18 protein-coding genes and 1 tRNA gene are annotated in these 16,368 nt (G+C 64.6%); 2 read left to right on the top strand and 17 right to left on the bottom strand.

What is annotated here, in order from left to right:
• Positions 1-7 precede the first annotated feature (7 nt).
• The 14 genes from nuoK to tpiA form a co-directional block, all read right to left on the bottom strand.
• Positions 8-313 carry an NADH-quinone oxidoreductase subunit NuoK gene (nuoK, locus tag U5S82_19430; protein ID MDZ7753754.1) on the bottom strand — a complete coding sequence of 102 codons (306 nt, stop codon included), beginning with the start codon at positions 311-313 and terminating at the stop codon, positions 8-10.
• Positions 310-930 (bottom strand): NADH-quinone oxidoreductase subunit J, encoded by a 621-nt coding sequence (locus tag U5S82_19425; protein MDZ7753753.1) that lies wholly within the window; start codon positions 928-930, stop codon positions 310-312. The genes nuoK and U5S82_19425 overlap by 4 nt, the downstream gene beginning before the upstream one ends.
• 85 nt (positions 931-1,015) lie before the next feature.
• Entirely contained in the window at positions 1,016-1,504 is a 489-nt protein-coding gene (gene nuoI / locus U5S82_19420) for an NADH-quinone oxidoreductase subunit NuoI (GenBank protein ID MDZ7753752.1), read from the bottom strand.
• Positions 1,501-2,637, bottom strand: a complete 1,137-nt coding sequence (gene nuoH / locus U5S82_19415; protein ID MDZ7753751.1) for an NADH-quinone oxidoreductase subunit NuoH — start codon at positions 2,635-2,637, stop codon at positions 1,501-1,503. The genes nuoI and nuoH overlap by 4 nt, the downstream gene beginning before the upstream one ends.
• 24 nt (positions 2,638-2,661) lie before the next feature.
• A complete protein-coding gene (gene nuoG, locus U5S82_19410) occupies positions 2,662-5,043 on the bottom strand; it encodes an NADH-quinone oxidoreductase subunit NuoG (GenBank protein MDZ7753750.1) in 2,382 nt (793 codons plus the stop codon).
• A gap of 121 nt (positions 5,044-5,164) precedes the next feature.
• Entirely contained in the window at positions 5,165-6,445 is a 1,281-nt protein-coding gene (nuoF, locus tag U5S82_19405) for an NADH-quinone oxidoreductase subunit NuoF (protein MDZ7753749.1), read from the bottom strand.
• A 5-nt stretch (positions 6,446-6,450) separates the two neighbouring features.
• Entirely contained in the window at positions 6,451-6,948 is a 498-nt protein-coding gene (locus tag U5S82_19400) for an NAD(P)H-dependent oxidoreductase subunit E (protein MDZ7753748.1), read from the bottom strand.
• A complete protein-coding gene (locus U5S82_19395; GenBank protein MDZ7753747.1) occupies positions 6,948-8,201 on the bottom strand; it encodes an NADH-quinone oxidoreductase subunit D in 1,254 nt (417 codons plus the stop codon). The genes U5S82_19400 and U5S82_19395 overlap by 1 nt, the downstream gene beginning before the upstream one ends.
• Positions 8,194-8,901 (bottom strand): NADH-quinone oxidoreductase subunit C, encoded by a 708-nt coding sequence (locus U5S82_19390; GenBank protein ID MDZ7753746.1) that lies wholly within the window; start codon positions 8,899-8,901, stop codon positions 8,194-8,196. Before U5S82_19390 ends, U5S82_19395 begins: the two co-directional genes overlap by 8 nt.
• A gap of 130 nt (positions 8,902-9,031) precedes the next feature.
• Positions 9,032-9,508, bottom strand: coding sequence for an NADH-quinone oxidoreductase subunit B family protein (locus U5S82_19385; protein MDZ7753745.1), 477 nt, complete (start codon positions 9,506-9,508; stop codon positions 9,032-9,034).
• A complete protein-coding gene (locus tag U5S82_19380) occupies positions 9,499-9,855 on the bottom strand; it encodes an NADH-quinone oxidoreductase subunit A (GenBank protein MDZ7753744.1) in 357 nt (118 codons plus the stop codon). Before U5S82_19380 ends, U5S82_19385 begins: the two co-directional genes overlap by 10 nt.
• Positions 9,856-9,991: 136 nt before the next feature.
• Positions 9,992-10,076 (bottom strand) — tRNA-Leu (locus U5S82_19375).
• A gap of 32 nt (positions 10,077-10,108) precedes the next feature.
• Entirely contained in the window at positions 10,109-10,561 is a 453-nt protein-coding gene (gene secG, locus U5S82_19370) for a preprotein translocase subunit SecG (GenBank protein MDZ7753743.1), read from the bottom strand.
• Between the two features lie 4 nt (positions 10,562-10,565).
• The gene (gene tpiA / locus U5S82_19365; GenBank protein ID MDZ7753742.1) at positions 10,566-11,315 is read right to left on the bottom strand and encodes a triose-phosphate isomerase; all 750 of its coding nucleotides are present in this window, start codon (positions 11,313-11,315) and stop codon (positions 10,566-10,568) included.
• A 190-nt stretch (positions 11,316-11,505) separates the two neighbouring features.
• On the opposite strand from tpiA, the gene U5S82_19360 reads away from it, so the two are divergent.
• A complete protein-coding gene (locus U5S82_19360) occupies positions 11,506-11,925 on the top strand; it encodes a thioredoxin family protein (protein ID MDZ7753741.1) in 420 nt (139 codons plus the stop codon).
• A gap of 31 nt (positions 11,926-11,956) precedes the next feature.
• Here the strand turns inward: U5S82_19360 and glmM are convergent, their stop codons facing one another.
• The 3 genes from glmM to rlmE all read right to left on the bottom strand — a co-directional run bounded on the left by glmM (position 11,957) and on the right by rlmE (position 16,088).
• Positions 11,957-13,309, bottom strand: a complete 1,353-nt coding sequence (gene glmM, locus U5S82_19355) for a phosphoglucosamine mutase (protein MDZ7753740.1) — start codon at positions 13,307-13,309, stop codon at positions 11,957-11,959.
• A 184-nt stretch (positions 13,310-13,493) separates the two neighbouring features.
• A complete protein-coding gene (ftsH, locus tag U5S82_19350; GenBank protein ID MDZ7753739.1) occupies positions 13,494-15,419 on the bottom strand; it encodes an ATP-dependent zinc metalloprotease FtsH in 1,926 nt (641 codons plus the stop codon).
• 48 nt (positions 15,420-15,467) lie between these two features.
• On the bottom strand, positions 15,468-16,088 hold the full coding sequence (gene rlmE, locus U5S82_19345; GenBank protein ID MDZ7753738.1) for a 23S rRNA (uridine(2552)-2'-O)-methyltransferase RlmE: 621 nt from the start codon (positions 16,086-16,088) through the stop codon (positions 15,468-15,470).
• Here rlmE and U5S82_19340 point away from each other — a divergent pair.
• On the top strand, positions 16,087-16,362 hold the full coding sequence (locus U5S82_19340) for a YhbY family RNA-binding protein (GenBank protein ID MDZ7753737.1): 276 nt from the start codon (positions 16,087-16,089) through the stop codon (positions 16,360-16,362). The genes rlmE and U5S82_19340 overlap by 2 nt on opposite strands.
• The last annotated feature ends 6 nt before the right edge of the window (positions 16,363-16,368 follow it).

Raw genomic sequence — 16,368 nt, 5'->3', positions numbered from 1 at the left:
CACTGCCCTAACCTTTCATGGTATCCAGATCGGCGACATTGATGGTCTGGCGGTTGCGGAACAGCACCACCAGGATCGCCAGACCGATGGCGGACTCGGCGGCCGCCACCGTGAGAATGAAGAACACGAACACCTGGCCCGCGTTGTCACCGAGATAATGAGAGAAGGCGATGAAGTTCATGTTCACCGACAACAGCATGAGTTCGATGGACATGAGCAGGATGATCACGTTCTTGCGGTTGAGGAAGATGCCGGCCATGGACAGGCAGAACATGATGGCCGCCAGGATGAGTACATAGGAAAGGGGTATCACGAGCCGTCCTCCCTGCCGTCGCGGGGCTCGGAGGCCATCGAGACGATGCGGATGCGGTCCTCGCGACGCACCGCCACCTGGACCTCGGGCTTCTGATGCTTGACCGTGGCGCGCCGGCGCATGGTGAGGGAGATGGCGGCCACGATGGCCACCAGCAGGATCACCGCCGCCACCTCGAAGGCGAGGAGATACTCGGTATACAGCACCGCCCCCAGGGCTTCGGTGTTGCTGTAGTCCGCGGCCTTGGGCACCGGCTTGGGATAGTCCTCGAGGCCGAAGCGCTCGCCTCCCACCACCATGATGAGTTGGAAGGCGATGAGTACCGCCACCAGCAGCCCCACGGGCAGATAGCGGATGAAGCCCTCCTTGAGGCGTGCCGTGTTGACATCCAGCATCATGACCACGAACAGGAACAGCACCATCACCGCGCCCACGTACACCAACACCAGGACGATGGCCAGGAACTCCGCCTCCATGAGGAGCCAGATGGCCGCGCTGGAGAAGAAGGCGAGCACCAGGAACAGGGCGGAATGCACGGCGTTGCGCACGGTGATCACCATGACCCCGGCGAATACCAGCATCGCCGCGAAGACGAAGAAGATGACTAGCTGACTCATGTTGATCAGGCCGGCACCGCTGCGCCGCCTTTATTCCCCCCGCCCTGTTGTCGTTTGCGAAACACCCTATCGGCACCCCGCGCCTTCAGCGATACCGTGCGTCCTCCGCCCGGTCTGCGGCAATCTGGGCCTCCCATTTATCACCCACCGCCAGCAGTTTGTCTTTGGTCATGTAGAGGTCGCCGCGCTTCTCGCCGTGGTACTCGTGGATCCGAGTCTCGACGATGGAATCCACGGGACACGACTCCTCGCAGAAGCCACAGAAGATGCATTTCACCAGGTCGATGTCGTAACGCGTGGTACGCCGGCTGCCATCCTCGCGCACCTCGGAGTCGATGGTAATGGCCAGGGCCGGGCACACCGCCTCGCACAGTTTGCAGGCGATGCAGCGCTCCTCGCCGTTGGGATAGCGGCGCAGGGCGTGGAGGCCCCGGAAGCGCGGCGACATCGGGGTCTTCTCTTCCGGGTACTGCACCGTCACCTTGCGCTTGAACAGGTAGCGTCCGGTGAGGCGCATGCCCACCAGCAGTTCCCACAGCATGAAGCTCTTGAAGAAATGGCGGAATCCGTTCATGGCATGATCACCCCGCTCGGTTTCACTGCCCCCCGCACCACCACCAGCAGCAGGGTCAACGCCACGGCCACCAGCCCGAAGCCCGTGAGCCAGCCCCACAGGGGCGGATACATGACCGCCGCCCCCACCACCACCAGCCAAACCAGGGTGACGGGGATGAAGACCTTCCAGCCCAGGCGCATGATCTGGTCATAGCGGTAGCGCGGGAAGGTGGCCCGGAACCACAGATAGAGGAACACGAACAGGGCGATCTTCAGCAGCAGCCAATGCATGCCGTTGCCCAGCAGGGGCAGAGAGCCCAGGGCGGTGCCCTCGAAGGGCGACAGCCAGCCCCCGAGGAACAGGATGGCCGCCAGGGCCGCGATGAGGATCATGTTGGCGTACTCGGCCAGGAAGAACACGGCGAAGGCCATGCCCGAATAGTCCACGTGGAAGCCGGCGACGATCTCCGACTCCCCTTCCGCGACGTCGAAAGGCGCGCGGTTGGTCTCCGCCACCCCGGAGATGAAATAGACCACGAACATGGGCAGCAGCGGGGCCCAGAACCAGCCGAGGACGCCGCCCTCCTGGGCCAGGACGATGTCGCGAATATTGAGGCTGCCGGCGGCCATCAGCACCACCACCAGGGCAAAGCCCATGGCGATCTCGTAGGCCACGATCTGGGCGGCCGAGCGCATGGCGCCGAGGAACGCGTACTTGGAATTGGAGGCCCACCCCGCCACGATGACGCCGTAGACCCCGACGGAGGTCATGGCCAGGATGTAGAGCAGGCCGGCGTTGATGTCGGCGATGACGAACTCGGCGTTCAGGGGCAGCACCGCCCAGGCCGCCAGGGCCGGACCGAGGGAGAGCATGGGGGCGATGAGAAACAGCACCCGGTTGGCGCCGCTGGGCAGCACGATCTCCTTGAACAGCAGCTTGACGGCGTCGGCGATGGGCTGCCCCAGGCCCCACAGGCTGTGGCCGAAGAAGCCCACGCGGTTCGGTCCGATGCGCACCTGGATGAAACCGATGATCTTGCGCTCGGCCAGGGTGACGTAGGCCACGGCCAGCATCAGGGGCCCCACCACCATCATGATCTTGGTGCTGGCGGCGAGCACGGCGCGCAGGCCCTCGGGCAGTGCCATCCACATGTCGGTAAAGAATTCCATCGCCTATCAGCCCCTGTCCAGGCTCACCTCTCCGAAGGCCGGGCCGGCGAGGCCGGCGGCCGTGGAACCCATGTAGACCAGCACCCCGCCCGCGGCGAGCCGCGGATCGAGCCGCGCGGTGAGGGTCACGGCGCCCGCACCACCGTCCATCGTCAGGCGCGCGGGGTCTCCTTCACTCAGCCCCAGACGCTCGGCGTCCGCCGGGTGCAGGTACACGGACTCCCGGGCCGAGCGCCCATCCAGGGTATCCTGCAACGCCCCGGCGCGACGCACCACCGCGTCCGTGCCGTAGATGGCAGGTTCCGGGATCCGACCCAGCGTCAGCGCCCCGTCTTCCCCGCCACCCGGTTCGCCCAGGGCATCCCCGGCGCGGACCGGTTGGTCGTCCACCCGCTTGCGCACCTCGTCATGGATCTGGCCGCACTCAGTGTAATCGAAGCCCGGCAACTCGAGCCGGTTGGCCAACACCCGCAGCACTTTCCAGGCCGGACGGGCCTCCCCCACGGGGCGCGCCGCGCCCTCGAAGCGCTGCCACAGGCCGACGGCGTTGACGTGGGTGCCGGCGGTCTCGGCGAACACGCCGATGGGCAGCAGCACGTCGGCCAGGGCCTCCAGCTCGGGGGTACGGTAGGCGCTGAGGCACACGGTAAACTCCGCCTCCTGCAGCCGCCGCGCCGCGAGACGGCCGTCCCAGCAGTCGGCCGCCGGCTCCACGGCGACGGTGACGAAGCCCTTGAGCCCCCGCTCCAGCATGGCCGCCGCGTCGAGACCGGCCACGGTGGCCGCCGCGCCGCCGGCGTCGCGCAGGGGCAGGGCCCCCGCCAGATGGGCCCCCACGCCGTTGGCCGGGGGCAGGTAACCGCGCACACCACCCGTGGCCCGGGCGATGAAACCCGCCAGGGCACGCAGGGTGGTGAATTGGGGATGGGCCAGGGCCATGGCGCCGAGCAGGATCAGCGGCCGCTCCGCCGTCTCCAGCCCCTCGGCCATGGCGCGATGATCATCGGTCACCTCGGCCGCGGCGATGAGCTCGCCGAGGGGACCTGCGGGCAGGTCCTTGTCCAGGGCCCGGGCCACGCCCGCCAGGTTGGCGCTCCAATCGGCGGTATTGATGCCGAGGTTGACGACGGTGTCATAGTTGAAATCGTAGCGCGCGGGGTTCAGGAACATGGCCCGCGCGCCCCCCTGCACCGCCTTGCGCAGGCGGTGATTGAGGATGGGCACCTCCTTGCGCAGATGGGAACCCACCACCAGGAAGGCATCCCGCCCCTCGAGTTCCGCGAAGCTGAGGTTGAGCCCCGGGAACAGCGGGTCGTTGTCGGCGTCACCGAAGTCCACCTGGCGCAGACGATGATCGATGTTGCCCGAGCCCAGGCCGCGCATGAGACGCTGGGTGAGGTAATGCTCTTCCAGGGTGGCGGCGGGGGACAGCAGGGCTCCCAGCTCCGCGGGTCCGTGGGCCTCCACCACGGCCCGCAGACCCGCGGCGGCCGTCTCCAGGGCCACGTCCCAGTCGGCGTCCTGCCATTTGCCCTTGACCTTCACGGCGGGCCGCTCGAGCCGGTCCCCGGCATATATTCCCTGGTAGCTGTAACGGTCGCGGTCCGACAGCCAGGTCTCGTTGACCGCCTCGTTCTCCCTCGGCACCACGCGCATGACGCGGCCGCCGCGGGTGTGGAGGAACAGGTTGGAGCCGGCGCAGTCGTGGGGCGCGACGCCAGCGCGCTGCATCAGCTCCCAGGCCCGGGCCTTGAAGCGGAAGGGCTTGTTGGTGAGGGCACCCACGGGGCAGAGGTCGATGACGTTGCCCGACATCTCCGAGTCCATGCTGCGCTCGATGAAGGTGCCGATGCGCAGATCCTCGCCGCGGCCGGTGACGCCGAGTTCGCGGATCCCCGCGATCTCCTCACCGAAGCGTACGCAGCGGGTGCAATGGATGCAGCGGGTCATGTCGGTGGCGATGAGGGGCCCGAGGTCCTTGTCCGGCACCACGCGCTTGCGCTCGGAGAAGCGCGACACGTCGCCGCCGTAACCCATGGCCACGTCCTGCAACTCGCACTCGCCGCCCTGGTCGCATATGGGGCAATCGAGGGGATGATTGATGAGCAGGAATTCCATCACCGAGCGCTGGGAGCGCAGGGCCTCCTCGGAACGGGTATGCACCGTCATGCCATCGTTCACGGGCGTGGCGCAGGCGGGCAGGGGCTTGGGGGCCTTCTCCACCTCCACCAGGCACATGCGGCAGTTGGCCGCCACCGACAGCTTCTTGTGGTAGCAGAAACGGGGGATGTGAATGCCCGCCTCGTCCGCCACCTCGATGAGCATGGTGCCGCGGCGGGCCTTGAGCTCCCGGCCGTCGATATGGATGGTGACGAGGTCTTCGGACATGCTTAGAGGCGAGTGAATGGTGAATGGTGAATGGTGAATGGTGAAAGCGCGCTACCAGCTCGGGGCGCCCCCGACGTAGTGCCCCTAACGACCAATGACAAATGACCAATGACCAATGACATCAAGCGGCGTCCTTGACCAGGCTGCGGCCATGGTCGATGTAGTGTTCGAACTCGGGGCGGAAATGTTCCAGGAAGCTGCGCACGGGCATGGCGGCGGCGTCCCCGAGGGCGCAGATGGTGCGGCCCATTATGTTGTAGGCCACGTTGTCCAGCAGTTCGAGATCCTCGGGCCTGCCCTTGCCTTGTACGATGCGGGTCAGCATGCGGTACAGCCAGCCGGTGCCCTCGCGACAGGGCGTGCACTGGCCGCAGGACTCGGAGAAATAGAAGCGGGAGATGCGGCGCAGCACCTGGACCATGTCGGTGGTCTCGTCCATCACCATCACGGCACCGGAGCCGAGCATGGAACCCGCCTTGGCGATGGAGTCGTAATCCATGTTGACCTCCATCATCACCTCGCCGGGCACCACGGGCACCGAGGAGCCGCCGGGGATCACCGCCTTGATGGCCCGGCCCTTCCACATCCCGCCCGCCAGTTCCAGCAGCTCGCGGAAGGGCAGCCCCAGGGACACCTCGTAGTTGCCGGGGCGCTCCACGTGGCCGGAAACGGAGAACAGCTTCTCGCCGCCGCCATTCTCACAGCCAAGGCCTTTGAACCACTCGCCGCCCTTGCGCATGATCACCGGCACCGAGCCCAGGGACTCGGTGTTGTTGATGGTGGTGGGGCGACCGTAGAGCCCATAGTTGGCGGGGAAAGGCGGCTTGAAACGGGGCTGACCCTTCTTGCCCTCCAGGGATTCCAGCAGCGCCGTCTCCTCACCACAGATGTAGGCTCCCGCACCCAGGGTGTCGTAGAGGTCGAAATCCACGCCGCTGCCGAGGATATCACGCCCCAGATAGCCCGCCGCGTAGGCTTCGTCGAGGGCCTGCTTGAAGCGCAGGTAGGGCTCGTCCAGGAACTCGCCACGCATGTAGTTGTAGCCCACGGTGGCGCCCATGGCGAAGCCGGCGATGGCCATGCCCTCCACCAGGGCATGGGGGTTGAAGCGCAGGATATCTCGGTCCTTGCAGGTGCCGGGCTCGGACTCGTCGGAATTGCACACGATGTAGCTCTGGGCCACCTTGCCCTTGGGCATGAAGCTCCACTTGAGGCCGGTGGGAAAGCCCGCGCCACCGCGTCCCCGCAGACCGGATTTCTTGACCTCCTCGATCACATCCAGGGGCGTCACCTTGTCCCGCAGGATGCGTTCCCAGGCCTCGTAGCCGCCGATCCTGCGGTAGTTCTCCAGGCTCCAGGGCTCATCGAAGTCGAGGGTGGTGAAACAGACTTGGTTGGCCATGCGCGCTACTCCAGTCCGTCCAGGATCTCATCCACCCGCGCGGGAGTGAGGTCCTCGTAGTAGACGTGATCCACTTGCATCATGGGGGCACCGCAACAGGCCGCCAGGCACTCCTCTTCACGCTTGAGGTAGATGCGCCCGTCGGGGGTGCTCTGGCCCACCTCGATACCGAGCTTGTTTACGATATGGGCAAGGATGTCGTCGCTCCCCCGCAGCATGCAGGACACGTTGGTGCATACGGATACGCTATGGCGGCCCACGGGTTCCAGTTCGAACATGGAGTAGAAGCTCGCCACCTCGTAGACGGCGATGGTGGGCATCTCCAGGTAGGCCGCCACCGCATCCATCAGGGGTGTGGTGAGATAGCCACCGTTCTCGTGCTGCACCTCCCGCAGGGCCGCCAGCACCGCGGACTGCTTCTGATCGTCCGGATAGCGGGCGAGCCAGCGGTCGACCTCCTCCCGGGCGTGGGCCGACAGGATGGTGTCCGTGGTAGCCGTCATCAGCGGTCGATCTCCCCGAATACGATGTCCTGGGTGCCGATGACCGCCACCACGTCGGCCAGCATGTGGCCCTGGACCATCTCGTTCATGGCGGACAGATGAGCGAAGCCCGGGGCTCTCACCTTCACCCGATAGGGTTTGTTGGCCCCGTCGGAGATCATATACACGCCGAACTCGCCCTTGGGGTGTTCCAGGGCGGCATAGACCTCGCCCTCGGGCACGCAGTAGCCCTCGGTGAACAGCTTGAAGTGATGGATCAGGGACTCCATGTCCTCCTTCATCTCCTCTCGCGAGGGCGGGATGATCTTGTGGTCATCGATGATCACCGGGCCGGGGTTGGCCCGCAGCCATGCGATGCACTGGCGGATGATGTGGTTGGACTGGCGCATCTCCTCCATGCGCACCAGATAGCGGTCGTAGCAGTCGCCGTTGACCCCCACGGGAATATCGAAGCGCACCCGATCGTAGACCTCGTAGGGCTGCTTCTTACGCAGGTCCCACTCGATGCCGGAACCCCGCAGCATGGGCCCCGAGAAGCCGAGCTGCATGGCCCGCTCCGGCGATACCACGCCGATCCCCACGGTGCGCTGCTTCCAGATGCGGTTGTCCGTGAGCAGGGTCTCGTACTCGTCCACGCAGGCCGGGAAACGCTCGGTGAAGTCCTCGAGGAAATCCAGCAGGGTGCCCTGCCGGGTCTCGTTCATGGCCGCCACTTCGGCGTCGCTGTGCCACTTCGAGGCCTGATACCGGGGCATGGCATCGGGCAGATCCCGATACACGCCACCAGGGCGGTAATAGGTGGCGTGCATGCGCGAGCCGCTCACCGCCTCGTAGCAGTCGATGAGGTCCTCGCGTTCCCGGAAGGCGTAGAGGAATACCGTCATGGCGCCGATGTCGAGGGCGTGGGCCCCCAGCCACATGAGGTGGTTCAGGATCCGTGTCACTTCGTCGAACATGACGCGGATGTACTGGGCCCGCAGCGGCGGTTCGATGCCCAGCAGCTTCTCTATGGCCATCACATAGCCGTGCTCGTTGCACATCATGGACACGTAGTCCAGACGATCCATGTAGCCGATGCTCTGGTTGTAGGGCTTGCTCTCCGCCAGCTTCTCGGTGCCGCGGTGCAGCAGCCCGATATGGGGATCGGCGCGTTCGATGACCTCGCCATCCATCTCCAGCACCAGCCGCAGCACCCCGTGGGCCGCCGGATGCTGGGGGCCGAAGTTCAGGGTCAGGTTCTTGATCTCAGGCATCCTGCGCCTCCTCGCTCCCGCCGCCGGCGGCCGTCGAGGCACGGCGGCTCTCGCGGATCACCCGCGGCACCAATACCCGCGGCTCAATGGTAATGGGCTGATAGACGACCCGTTGCTTGACGGCGTCGTAACGCATCTCCACGTGGCCCGAGGTGGGAAAGTCCTTGCGCATGGGGTGGCCGATGAAACCGTAGTCCGTGAGGATGCGCCGCAGATCCGGATGGCCCTCGAAGAGGATGCCGTAGAGGTCGAAGGCCTCCCTTTCGAACCAGTCCGCAGAGTTCCAGATCTCCACCAGCGACTGGACCCGCGGCGGATCCGTGTCCAGCAGCGTCTTCAATCGCAGACGACGGTTGTGCCGCAGGGACAGCAGCTGGACCACCACGGCGAAGCGACCCGGATCGATACCGGATGCCTCCCAACTTACACTTTCGAAACCCCGGGAGAAACCCGCCTCGGTCGCGGTCTCACTGGTCTCCCATTCACCCTTGCCGTAGGTGAGGTAATCCACGCCGCACAGGTCCATGAGCTGCTCGCAGGCGAAGTCCGGCTCGTCCCGCAGCACCTGGCCCACCTCGAACCAGTGTTCCTGTCCGACCGTCAAGGTGAACTGGCCGGCCGCCCCGATCTCCACCCGGGGAGAGAACTCGGCGAAGCGCTCCTCCAGGCGGATGGCGAATTGGGGACGGCTGTCACTCATTCGTTTGAAGTCCTGTGCCATTCATCGTTGTTGGTCGCTCGTGGGCGGCGCGCCGCGGCAACCCTCGCGCAGACACGCAGACACCACGTACTACTCCTGAATCCGTTGGTTACACACATGCCTCGAGATACTAGCGGGCGATCGTACTGGTGCGTTGGATCTTCTTCTGCAGTTGCAGGATCCCGTACAGCAGGGCCTCCGCGGTAGGCGGACAGCCCGGCACATAGATGTCCACCGGCACGATGCGGTCGCAGCCGCGGACCACGGAATAGGAGTAGTGATAGTAACCACCCCCGTTGGCACACGAGCCCATGGAAATCACCCAACGCGGCTCCGCCATCTGGTCATAGACCTTGCGCAAGGCGGGCGCCATCTTGTTGACCAGGGTACCCGCCACGATCATCACATCGGACTGGCGGGGGCTGGGCCGGAACACGACTCCGAAGCGGTCGAGGTCATAACGGGCTGCCCCCGCGTGCATCATCTCCACCGCACAACACGCCAGGCCGAAGGTCATGGGCCACAGCGACCCGGTCCGCGCCCAGTTGATGAGCTTGTCGGCCGAGGTGGTGACCACCCCTTCCTTGAGCACCCCCTCTATTCCCACTCCAGGGCCCCCTTCTTCCATTCGTAGATGAAGCCCACCACGAGGATCCCGAGGAATACCATCATGGCCAGGAAGCCCGCCATGCCGATCTCGTCCAGCACTACCGCCCACGGAAACAGGAAGGCGATCTCGAGATCGAAAATGATGAACAAGATGGCCACCAAGTAATAGCGCACGTCGAACTTCATGCGGGCGTCTTCGAAGGCCTCGAAGCCGCACTCATAAGGGGAGGTCTTGGCCTCGTCGGGGTGGCGCGGTCCCAGCACGAACCCTATTGCCAGGGGCACGACGCCGAACAATACGCCAATGACGATAAAAACAAGGATTGGTAGATACTGTTCAACCATGATGTCCTATGCGCTCACATCCTTCTGTTGAATTCCACCCATCGGGTTCGTGGGCATTCGCGGCCATCGCCGGCGCCCGGCCCCCAAACCCTCGCCAGTACCCGAGGACCGGCGGCTACCGATCCTCGTCTGTTGTTGGTGCCGATGGCCGGAGTCGAACCGGCACGGCTTGCGCCACTGCCCCCTCAAGACAGCGTGTCTACCAATTCCACCACATCGGCTTGTCCCCTGCCCGTAGGAACGGCCCGGGGGGTTACTCGTTTCTCCCGTCGCCGGAACCCGGCACCGCAGGCACATCGTCGGTGAAGCCTTCCCCGGCATCGTCGCCGTTCCCCGCAGCCGAGGCGGGGACATCAGGGACGTCACTCGCAGGAGGCGCCGCACGATCCGGCGGCGCGGAGGGTATCTCGTCCTCCGGTCCCAGCACCCGCTCGAGAACGCTGGAATCTCGCTCGCCACCGCTGCCGCTGGCGAGCATGGCCAGCCCGATGCTGTTGAGGAAAAACACGGTGGCCAGCACCGCCGTGGTCTTGGTCAGGAACGAACCCGACCCTTGGGAGCCGAAGACCGTACCGGAGGCGCCACTGCCGAAGGCGGCCCCCATCCCCGCTCCCTGGCCCTGCTGGAGGAGGATCAGCGTGATCAACCCCACCGCCAGCAACACATGCAGGCCGGTGAGGATCGAAATTGTCAGCGAAACATCCATGCCGTCAGTCCGCCGCCCGACAGATGGCCACGAAGTCATCGACCTTGAGGGAGGCACCCCCAATCAAACCGCCGTCGATATCGGGTTGGCCGAACAGACCCTCGGCATTATCGCCCTTGACGCTGCCGCCGTAGAGAATGCGCAGGCCGGCGGCCACTCCCGTATCATGCTTCGCCACGCGAGCGCGAATGAAGGCATGGACCTCCTGGGCCTGCTCCGGGGTCGCGGTCATGCCCGTGCCGATGGCCCACACCGGCTCGTAGGCGATGACGCCGCGAGCGATGCCTGCCGCCCCCACCGCGTCGAGTACGGCGTCCAACTGCCGGCCTATCACCACTTCGGTGGTACCCGTCTGGCGCTCATCCAGCAACTCCCCCACGCAGACGATGGGAGAGAGCCCGTCGGCGAGCGCGCGGCCGGTCTTGGCGGCCACCACGGCATCGTCCTCGCCGTACAGGCTGCGGCGCTCCGAATGACCGAGGATCACGTAGTGACAACCCATGTCCCGCAGCATGGCACCGGCCACCTCGCCGGTAAAGGCCCCCGGTTCCTCCTTGGCCATGTTCTGGGCGCCCAGTTTGACTGCGGAGCCGTCCACGAGCCGGCCCACCTGCTCCAAATAAACGCAGGGGGGACACACCGCCACCTCGGCACCGAGACCCTGGACGCCGGCCACGACGCCCTCCACCAGGCTTTTCGCGCTATCACGCGAACCGTTCATCTTCCAGTTGCCGGCTACAAATGGCTGGCGCATCGGTGAAACCCCCGGTTTCTGATTCGTGAAAACAGCCGCGCAGAATAGTGACTGACCGCAGTAAAATCAATCTCCCGCAAAAATACGTCCCCTAGGAGAGTGGATTTGGCCTTGGCGGTCAATTCTTGACTATACTCGGAGCCTGACTGACAGGCTATTAAGATTCTTTATGCTGGAATGGATACCTTATGTGTTGTTCGGGATCATCCTGATGTTTCCCGTGCTGCAGGCCGGCTTCTGGCTCAACACCCGGCGCCTGCGGGGGCGACCGGCGCCGGAATACCTGGATCTGCTGGAGGCCGGTACCGCCCCGCCGGACCAACGCGTCCTCTTCTACTTCTACAGTTCCCATTGCGGCCCATGCCGCACCATGACGCCGCGCGTAGAAGCCCTGGAGACCGATTTTTCTAACATCGTCATGGTCGACATCGACGAGCACGACGAGCTGACCTGCCGCTTTGGTGTCTCCGCGGTGCCATCCGTCATCGTGGTGAACGAGGGCAGGATTGAACGGGCCATGCTGGGCAAGCAGTCCGAAAGGGCCTTGCGCGCCCTCCTGGGCACGTCGCCAGGAACCACCCGCTCCGGAGTCGACGAAGGCACCTCGTAGCCGCTACCGTCCATGGGCGGGCCGCAGAGATCTAAGGTCCGGCTGCGATGGCCTGTTCCACGAGGCCCGCGAGGCTCTCCGCCGCCGCCTGGACCACGGGGGCATGCCGCCCCTCCACCATCACCCTCACCAGCGGCTCCGTTCCCGACAGCCGCAACAACACCCGCCCTTCGGCGCCCAGGTCCTCCTCGACCTGGCGCACTCCCGAAGCGACCGCGGGCAGGCGCACCACATCCAGCCGTTGCTCGAGCCGGACGTTGATCATGGCCTGCGGGAACTTGCTCATGCCGGACTTCAACTCGGCCAGTGACTTGCCCGTGCGCCCCATGGCCGCCAATACCTGGAGGGCGGCAACGATACCATCGCCTGTAGTGGTGCGATCGCGACAGATGATATGACCCGAACTCTCACCGCCCAGGGACCAACCCGTATCCTCGAGGCGCTCGATGATGTAGCGATCACCCACCTTGGTGCGCTCCATCATCAGCCCCAGTTCGCCGAGGGCCACCTCGAGGCCCAGATTCGACATCAGGGTACCCACCACCGAACCCCGCAGTTCGCCCAAATCGTGCAGGTTGCGGGCGATGATGAAGAGTATCTCGTCACCGTCCACTACCTCGCCGTTGTGGTCCACCATGATCACCCGGTCGCCGTCGCCGTCCAGCGCGATGCCGATATGGGCACCCTGCTTCAGGACCTCGGCACACAGGGTCTCGGGCCGGGTCGCCCCGCAATCCTCGTTGATGTTCAGGCCGTCCGGTTCCGCGCCGATGCTCATCACCTCCGCACCGAGCTCGTCGAAGACGCTGGGGGCCACCTTGTAGGTGGCGCCGTTGGCACAATCCACCACGATGCGGAAGCCCCGCAGGCTGGCTCCATTGGGAAAGGTGCTCTTGCAGTACTCGATATAGCGGCCGTCCACATCCCTGACCCGTTCCGCCTTACCCAGGTCCTTCGAGGACACAGTGACCATGGGCTTGTCGAGTTCCGCCTCTATGGCCTCCTCCACCGCATCGGGGAGTTTCCTGCCGCTGGCGGAGAAGAACTTGATGCCGTTGTCGAAGTACGGGTTATGGGAAGCGCTGATGACGATCCCTGCCTGGGCATGGAGAGTCTGGGTCAGGTAGGCGATGGCCGGCGTGGGCATGGGACCGAGCAGGGCGATGTCGATGCCGGCGGCCGAAAGCCCCGCCTCCAGGGCCGACTCGAACATGTAGCCGGAGATGCGGGTGTCCTTGCCGATCACCACCTTGCCCTGGCCTTCCCGTGCCAATACCCGACCGGCCGCCCAGCCGAGGCGCAGCATGAACTCCGGTGTTATGGGGTAGGTGCCTACCGCCCCGCGGATACCATCTGTGCCGAAATACTTGCGCTCACTGCTCACCTGTCGATTCTCCCTTGCAAATCCCGTCGCAACGCCGGGTCTCAACATTTAGCGGACTCCCGGCGGAATATCTTTATGCATGAAAGAGCCGCAGCCGTCACGGCCAACGACTGTGTTTGCGAATCGCACAACAAAAAAGCCCCCGAACAACGGGGGCTCTTGCGGGCTCACGGACGTGCCGCGACTAGTGCAGGCTGGCCGGCCCACCGATGGTACCCTCAGAAGGCTTGCCCTCGGCTTTCTTGCCGTCCTCAACGGCGGCCCCATCATTGCCGGTGGGGCCGTCGTCCGACCAGTCCTTGGGCGGCCGGGGCTCCTTGCCTTCCATGATGTCCTTGATCTGGCCGGTATCGATGGTCTCATACTTGATGAGGGCACCGGCCATCACGTGAAGCTTGTCCATGCCGTTCTCGAGGATCTGCTTCGCGCGCTCGTAGTTGCGATTGATGACGGAACGGATCTCCTCATCGATGACGTGGGCCGTCTCCTCGGACACGGTCTTGTGCTGGGTCACGCTGTGGCCGAGGAACACCTCGCCCTCTTCCTCGCTGTAGGTGAGGGGCCCGAGGCGGGATGACAACCCCCATCGGGTGACCATGTTGCGGGCGATCTCCGTGGCCCGGTAGATGTCGTTGGAGGCCCCCGTGGTCACGCGCTCGGCACCGAAGATCAACTCCTCGGCGAGACGGCCACCGAAGAGGCTGGAGATCTGGCTCTCCAGACGCTCCTTGCTGAGGCTGTAGCGGTCCTCCTCGGGCAGGAACATGGTGATACCCAGGGCCCGCCCGCGCGGGATGATGCTCACCTTGTAGACCGGATCGTGGGACGGCACCGACAGACCCACGATGGCGTGGCCGGCCTCATGGTAGGCCGTGAGCTTCTTCTCGTCATCACTCATGACCATGGCCTTGCGTTCCACGCCCATCATGATCTTGTCCTTGGCCTTCTCGAAGTCTTCCATTTCCACCAGGCGCTTGTTGGCCCGGGCGGCAAACAGGGAGGCCTCGTTCACGAGGTTGGCCAGGTCGGCGCCGGAGAAGCCGGGGGTGCCGCGGGCGATGATGGTGGCCTGGACGTCCTGGCCCAGGGGCACCTTGCGCATGTGCACCTTCAGGATCTGCTCACGGCCACGGATATCGGGCAGGGGCACCACCACCTGGCGGTCGAAACGGCCCGGGCGCAACAGGGCCGGGTCGAGTACGTCGGGGCGGTTGGTGGCGGCGATGACGATCACGCCTTCGGTGCCCTCGAAGCCGTCCATCTCCACCAGCAGCTGGTTCAGGGTCTGTTCACGCTCATCGTGCCCACCGCCGAGGCCGGCGCCGCGATGGCGGCCCACCGCGTCGATCTCGTCGATGAAGATGATGCAGGGCGACTGCTTCTTCGCCTGCTCGAACATGTCCCGCACGCGGGAAGCGCCGACACCCACGAACATCTCCACGAAGTCGGAACCGGAAATGGAGAAGAAGGGCACCTTGGCCTCCCCGGCGATGGCCTTGGCCAACAGGGTCTTACCAGTACCGGGCGAGCCCACCATGAGCACACCTTTGGGAATCTTGCCGCCAAGTTTCTGGAACTTACCCGGATCCTTGAGGAACTCCACGAGTTCCACCACCTCTTCCTTGGCCTCATCGACACCCGCCACATCGTTGAAGGTGATCTTGATCTGATCCTCTCCCAGCAGACGCGCCTTGCTCTTGCCGAAGGACAGGGCGCCCCGACCGCCACCGCCGCCCTGCATCTGGCGCATGAAGAATATCCATACACCGATGAGCAACAGCATGGGGAACCAGGAGATGAAGATCTGCATCAATACGGACTGCTGCTCCGGCGGCTTGGCCTCGATGGTCACGCCGCTCTCGAGCAGATCCCCCACCAGCGCCCGGTTGTCGGTCTCCGGGCTGTAGGTGGAAAAGCGCTCATTGCTGTGGGTAACGCCCGTTATGTTACGGCCCTCCATGTACACCTTCTGTACCTGACCTGATTTCACCTGGGCGATGAAATCGGAGTACGGAAGGGTCTCCGCGGCCACGCGCCGGGGACCGAAATTATTGAATACGGACATCAGCACCAGCGCGATGACCACCCAGAGAATCAGGTTTTTAGCCATGTCATTCAACGTGTTAGACCTCTACAGCGGCTAAGATTATTGTCCAAACTATACACCATAGCCCCGTCCGAGCACATAAACCTCTCGCGAGCGCGGGCGGGACGCCTTGGGTTTCCGCGTCAGGACCTTGTCGAAGTCCCGGCGCATGTCCCTGATATACTCATCGAATCCTTCACCCTGGAATACCTTCGCCAGGAAATCACCCCCCTCGCCTAGCAATCGCCGCGCCAGGTCCAGGGCGAGTTCCGAAAGGTACATGGCCCGGGGCTGATCCACATTCCTTACTCCACTCATATTGGGCGCCATGTCGGACATTACAAGATCCGCACCGCATTCCCCCACGGTAGCGACGATCCGTGCCAGCACGGCATCGTCACAGAAATCTCCTTGTATGAACTCGACACTCGCCAGAGGTTCCATTGGAAGAATGTCGGTCGCCACCACCCGTCCTTTACCGCCGATACGCTCCAAGGCCACCTGCGACCACCCGCCCGGTGCGGCCCCCAGGTCCACCACCACCTTCGCCGCCGCCAGCAAACGGTCCCGATCGTCTATCTCCAGCAGCTTGTAGACCGACCGCGAACGGTAACCTGCGCTCCTTGCCCGTTTGACATAGATGTCATCCTGGTGTTCCTTGAGCCACCGCTTACTGCTATGGGACTGTTGCATGCTGTCAGGAAAAGAGAAAAACGACCTGCGTGGCCGGGCCCATGGCATGCGCCCCGTGGTCACCGTGGGGGCCGGTGGTGCCGGGCCGGGTGTCCTGGCCGAGTTGGAAGCGGCCCTCCAGGCCCACCAGTTGGTCAAGGTCAAGTTGCCCTCGTCTGATCGTTACGAACGGGCCGCCCTGGCGGATCATCTGTGCACCGCCAGCGGTGCCGAACTGGTACAGACCATGGGGCGCATGGCGGTGCTGTACCGGGCGCGCCAGGACGACCCCTGAGCCGGG

It is taken from the genome of Gammaproteobacteria bacterium (assembly GCA_034522055.1).
In the GTDB taxonomy this organism is placed as follows: domain Bacteria; phylum Pseudomonadota; class Gammaproteobacteria; order JAABTG01; family JAABTG01; genus JAABTG01.
Note: the sequence above shows the minus strand (reverse complement) of the source record. Positions and strands in the feature narration are given on the sequence as shown.

What these genes read in the sequence shown, in the direction of transcription:
- U5S82_19425 (MDZ7753753.1), bottom strand. Translation starts at nt 930, where the DNA reads ATGAGTCAGCTAGTCATCTTCTTCGTCTTCGCGGCGATGCTGGTATTC.
- nuoI (MDZ7753752.1), bottom strand. Translation starts at nt 1,504, where the DNA reads ATGAACGGATTCCGCCATTTCTTCAAGAGCTTCATGCTGTGGGAACTG.
- nuoH (MDZ7753751.1), bottom strand. Translation starts at nt 2,637, where the DNA reads ATGTGGATGGCACTGCCCGAGGGCCTGCGCGCCGTGCTCGCCGCCAGC.
- nuoG (MDZ7753750.1), bottom strand. Translation starts at nt 5,043, where the DNA reads ATGTCCGAAGACCTCGTCACCATCCATATCGACGGCCGGGAGCTCAAG.
- nuoF (MDZ7753749.1), bottom strand. Translation starts at nt 6,445, where the DNA reads ATGGCCAACCAAGTCTGTTTCACCACCCTCGACTTCGATGAGCCCTGG.
- U5S82_19400 (MDZ7753748.1), bottom strand. Translation starts at nt 6,948, where the DNA reads ATGACGGCTACCACGGACACCATCCTGTCGGCCCACGCCCGGGAGGAG.
- U5S82_19395 (MDZ7753747.1), bottom strand. Translation starts at nt 8,201, where the DNA reads ATGCCTGAGATCAAGAACCTGACCCTGAACTTCGGCCCCCAGCATCCG.
- U5S82_19390 (MDZ7753746.1), bottom strand. Translation starts at nt 8,901, where the DNA reads ATGAGTGACAGCCGTCCCCAATTCGCCATCCGCCTGGAGGAGCGCTTC.
- U5S82_19380 (MDZ7753744.1), bottom strand. Translation starts at nt 9,855, where the DNA reads ATGGTTGAACAGTATCTACCAATCCTTGTTTTTATCGTCATTGGCGTA.
- secG (MDZ7753743.1), bottom strand. Translation starts at nt 10,561, where the DNA reads ATGGATGTTTCGCTGACAATTTCGATCCTCACCGGCCTGCATGTGTTG.
- tpiA (MDZ7753742.1), bottom strand. Translation starts at nt 11,315, where the DNA reads ATGCGCCAGCCATTTGTAGCCGGCAACTGGAAGATGAACGGTTCGCGT.
- ftsH (MDZ7753739.1), bottom strand. Translation starts at nt 15,419, where the DNA reads ATGGCTAAAAACCTGATTCTCTGGGTGGTCATCGCGCTGGTGCTGATG.
- U5S82_19340 (MDZ7753737.1), top strand. Translation starts at nt 16,087, where the DNA reads ATGCTGTCAGGAAAAGAGAAAAACGACCTGCGTGGCCGGGCCCATGGC.
- rlmE (MDZ7753738.1), bottom strand. Translation starts at nt 16,088, where the DNA reads ATGCAACAGTCCCATAGCAGTAAGCGGTGGCTCAAGGAACACCAGGAT.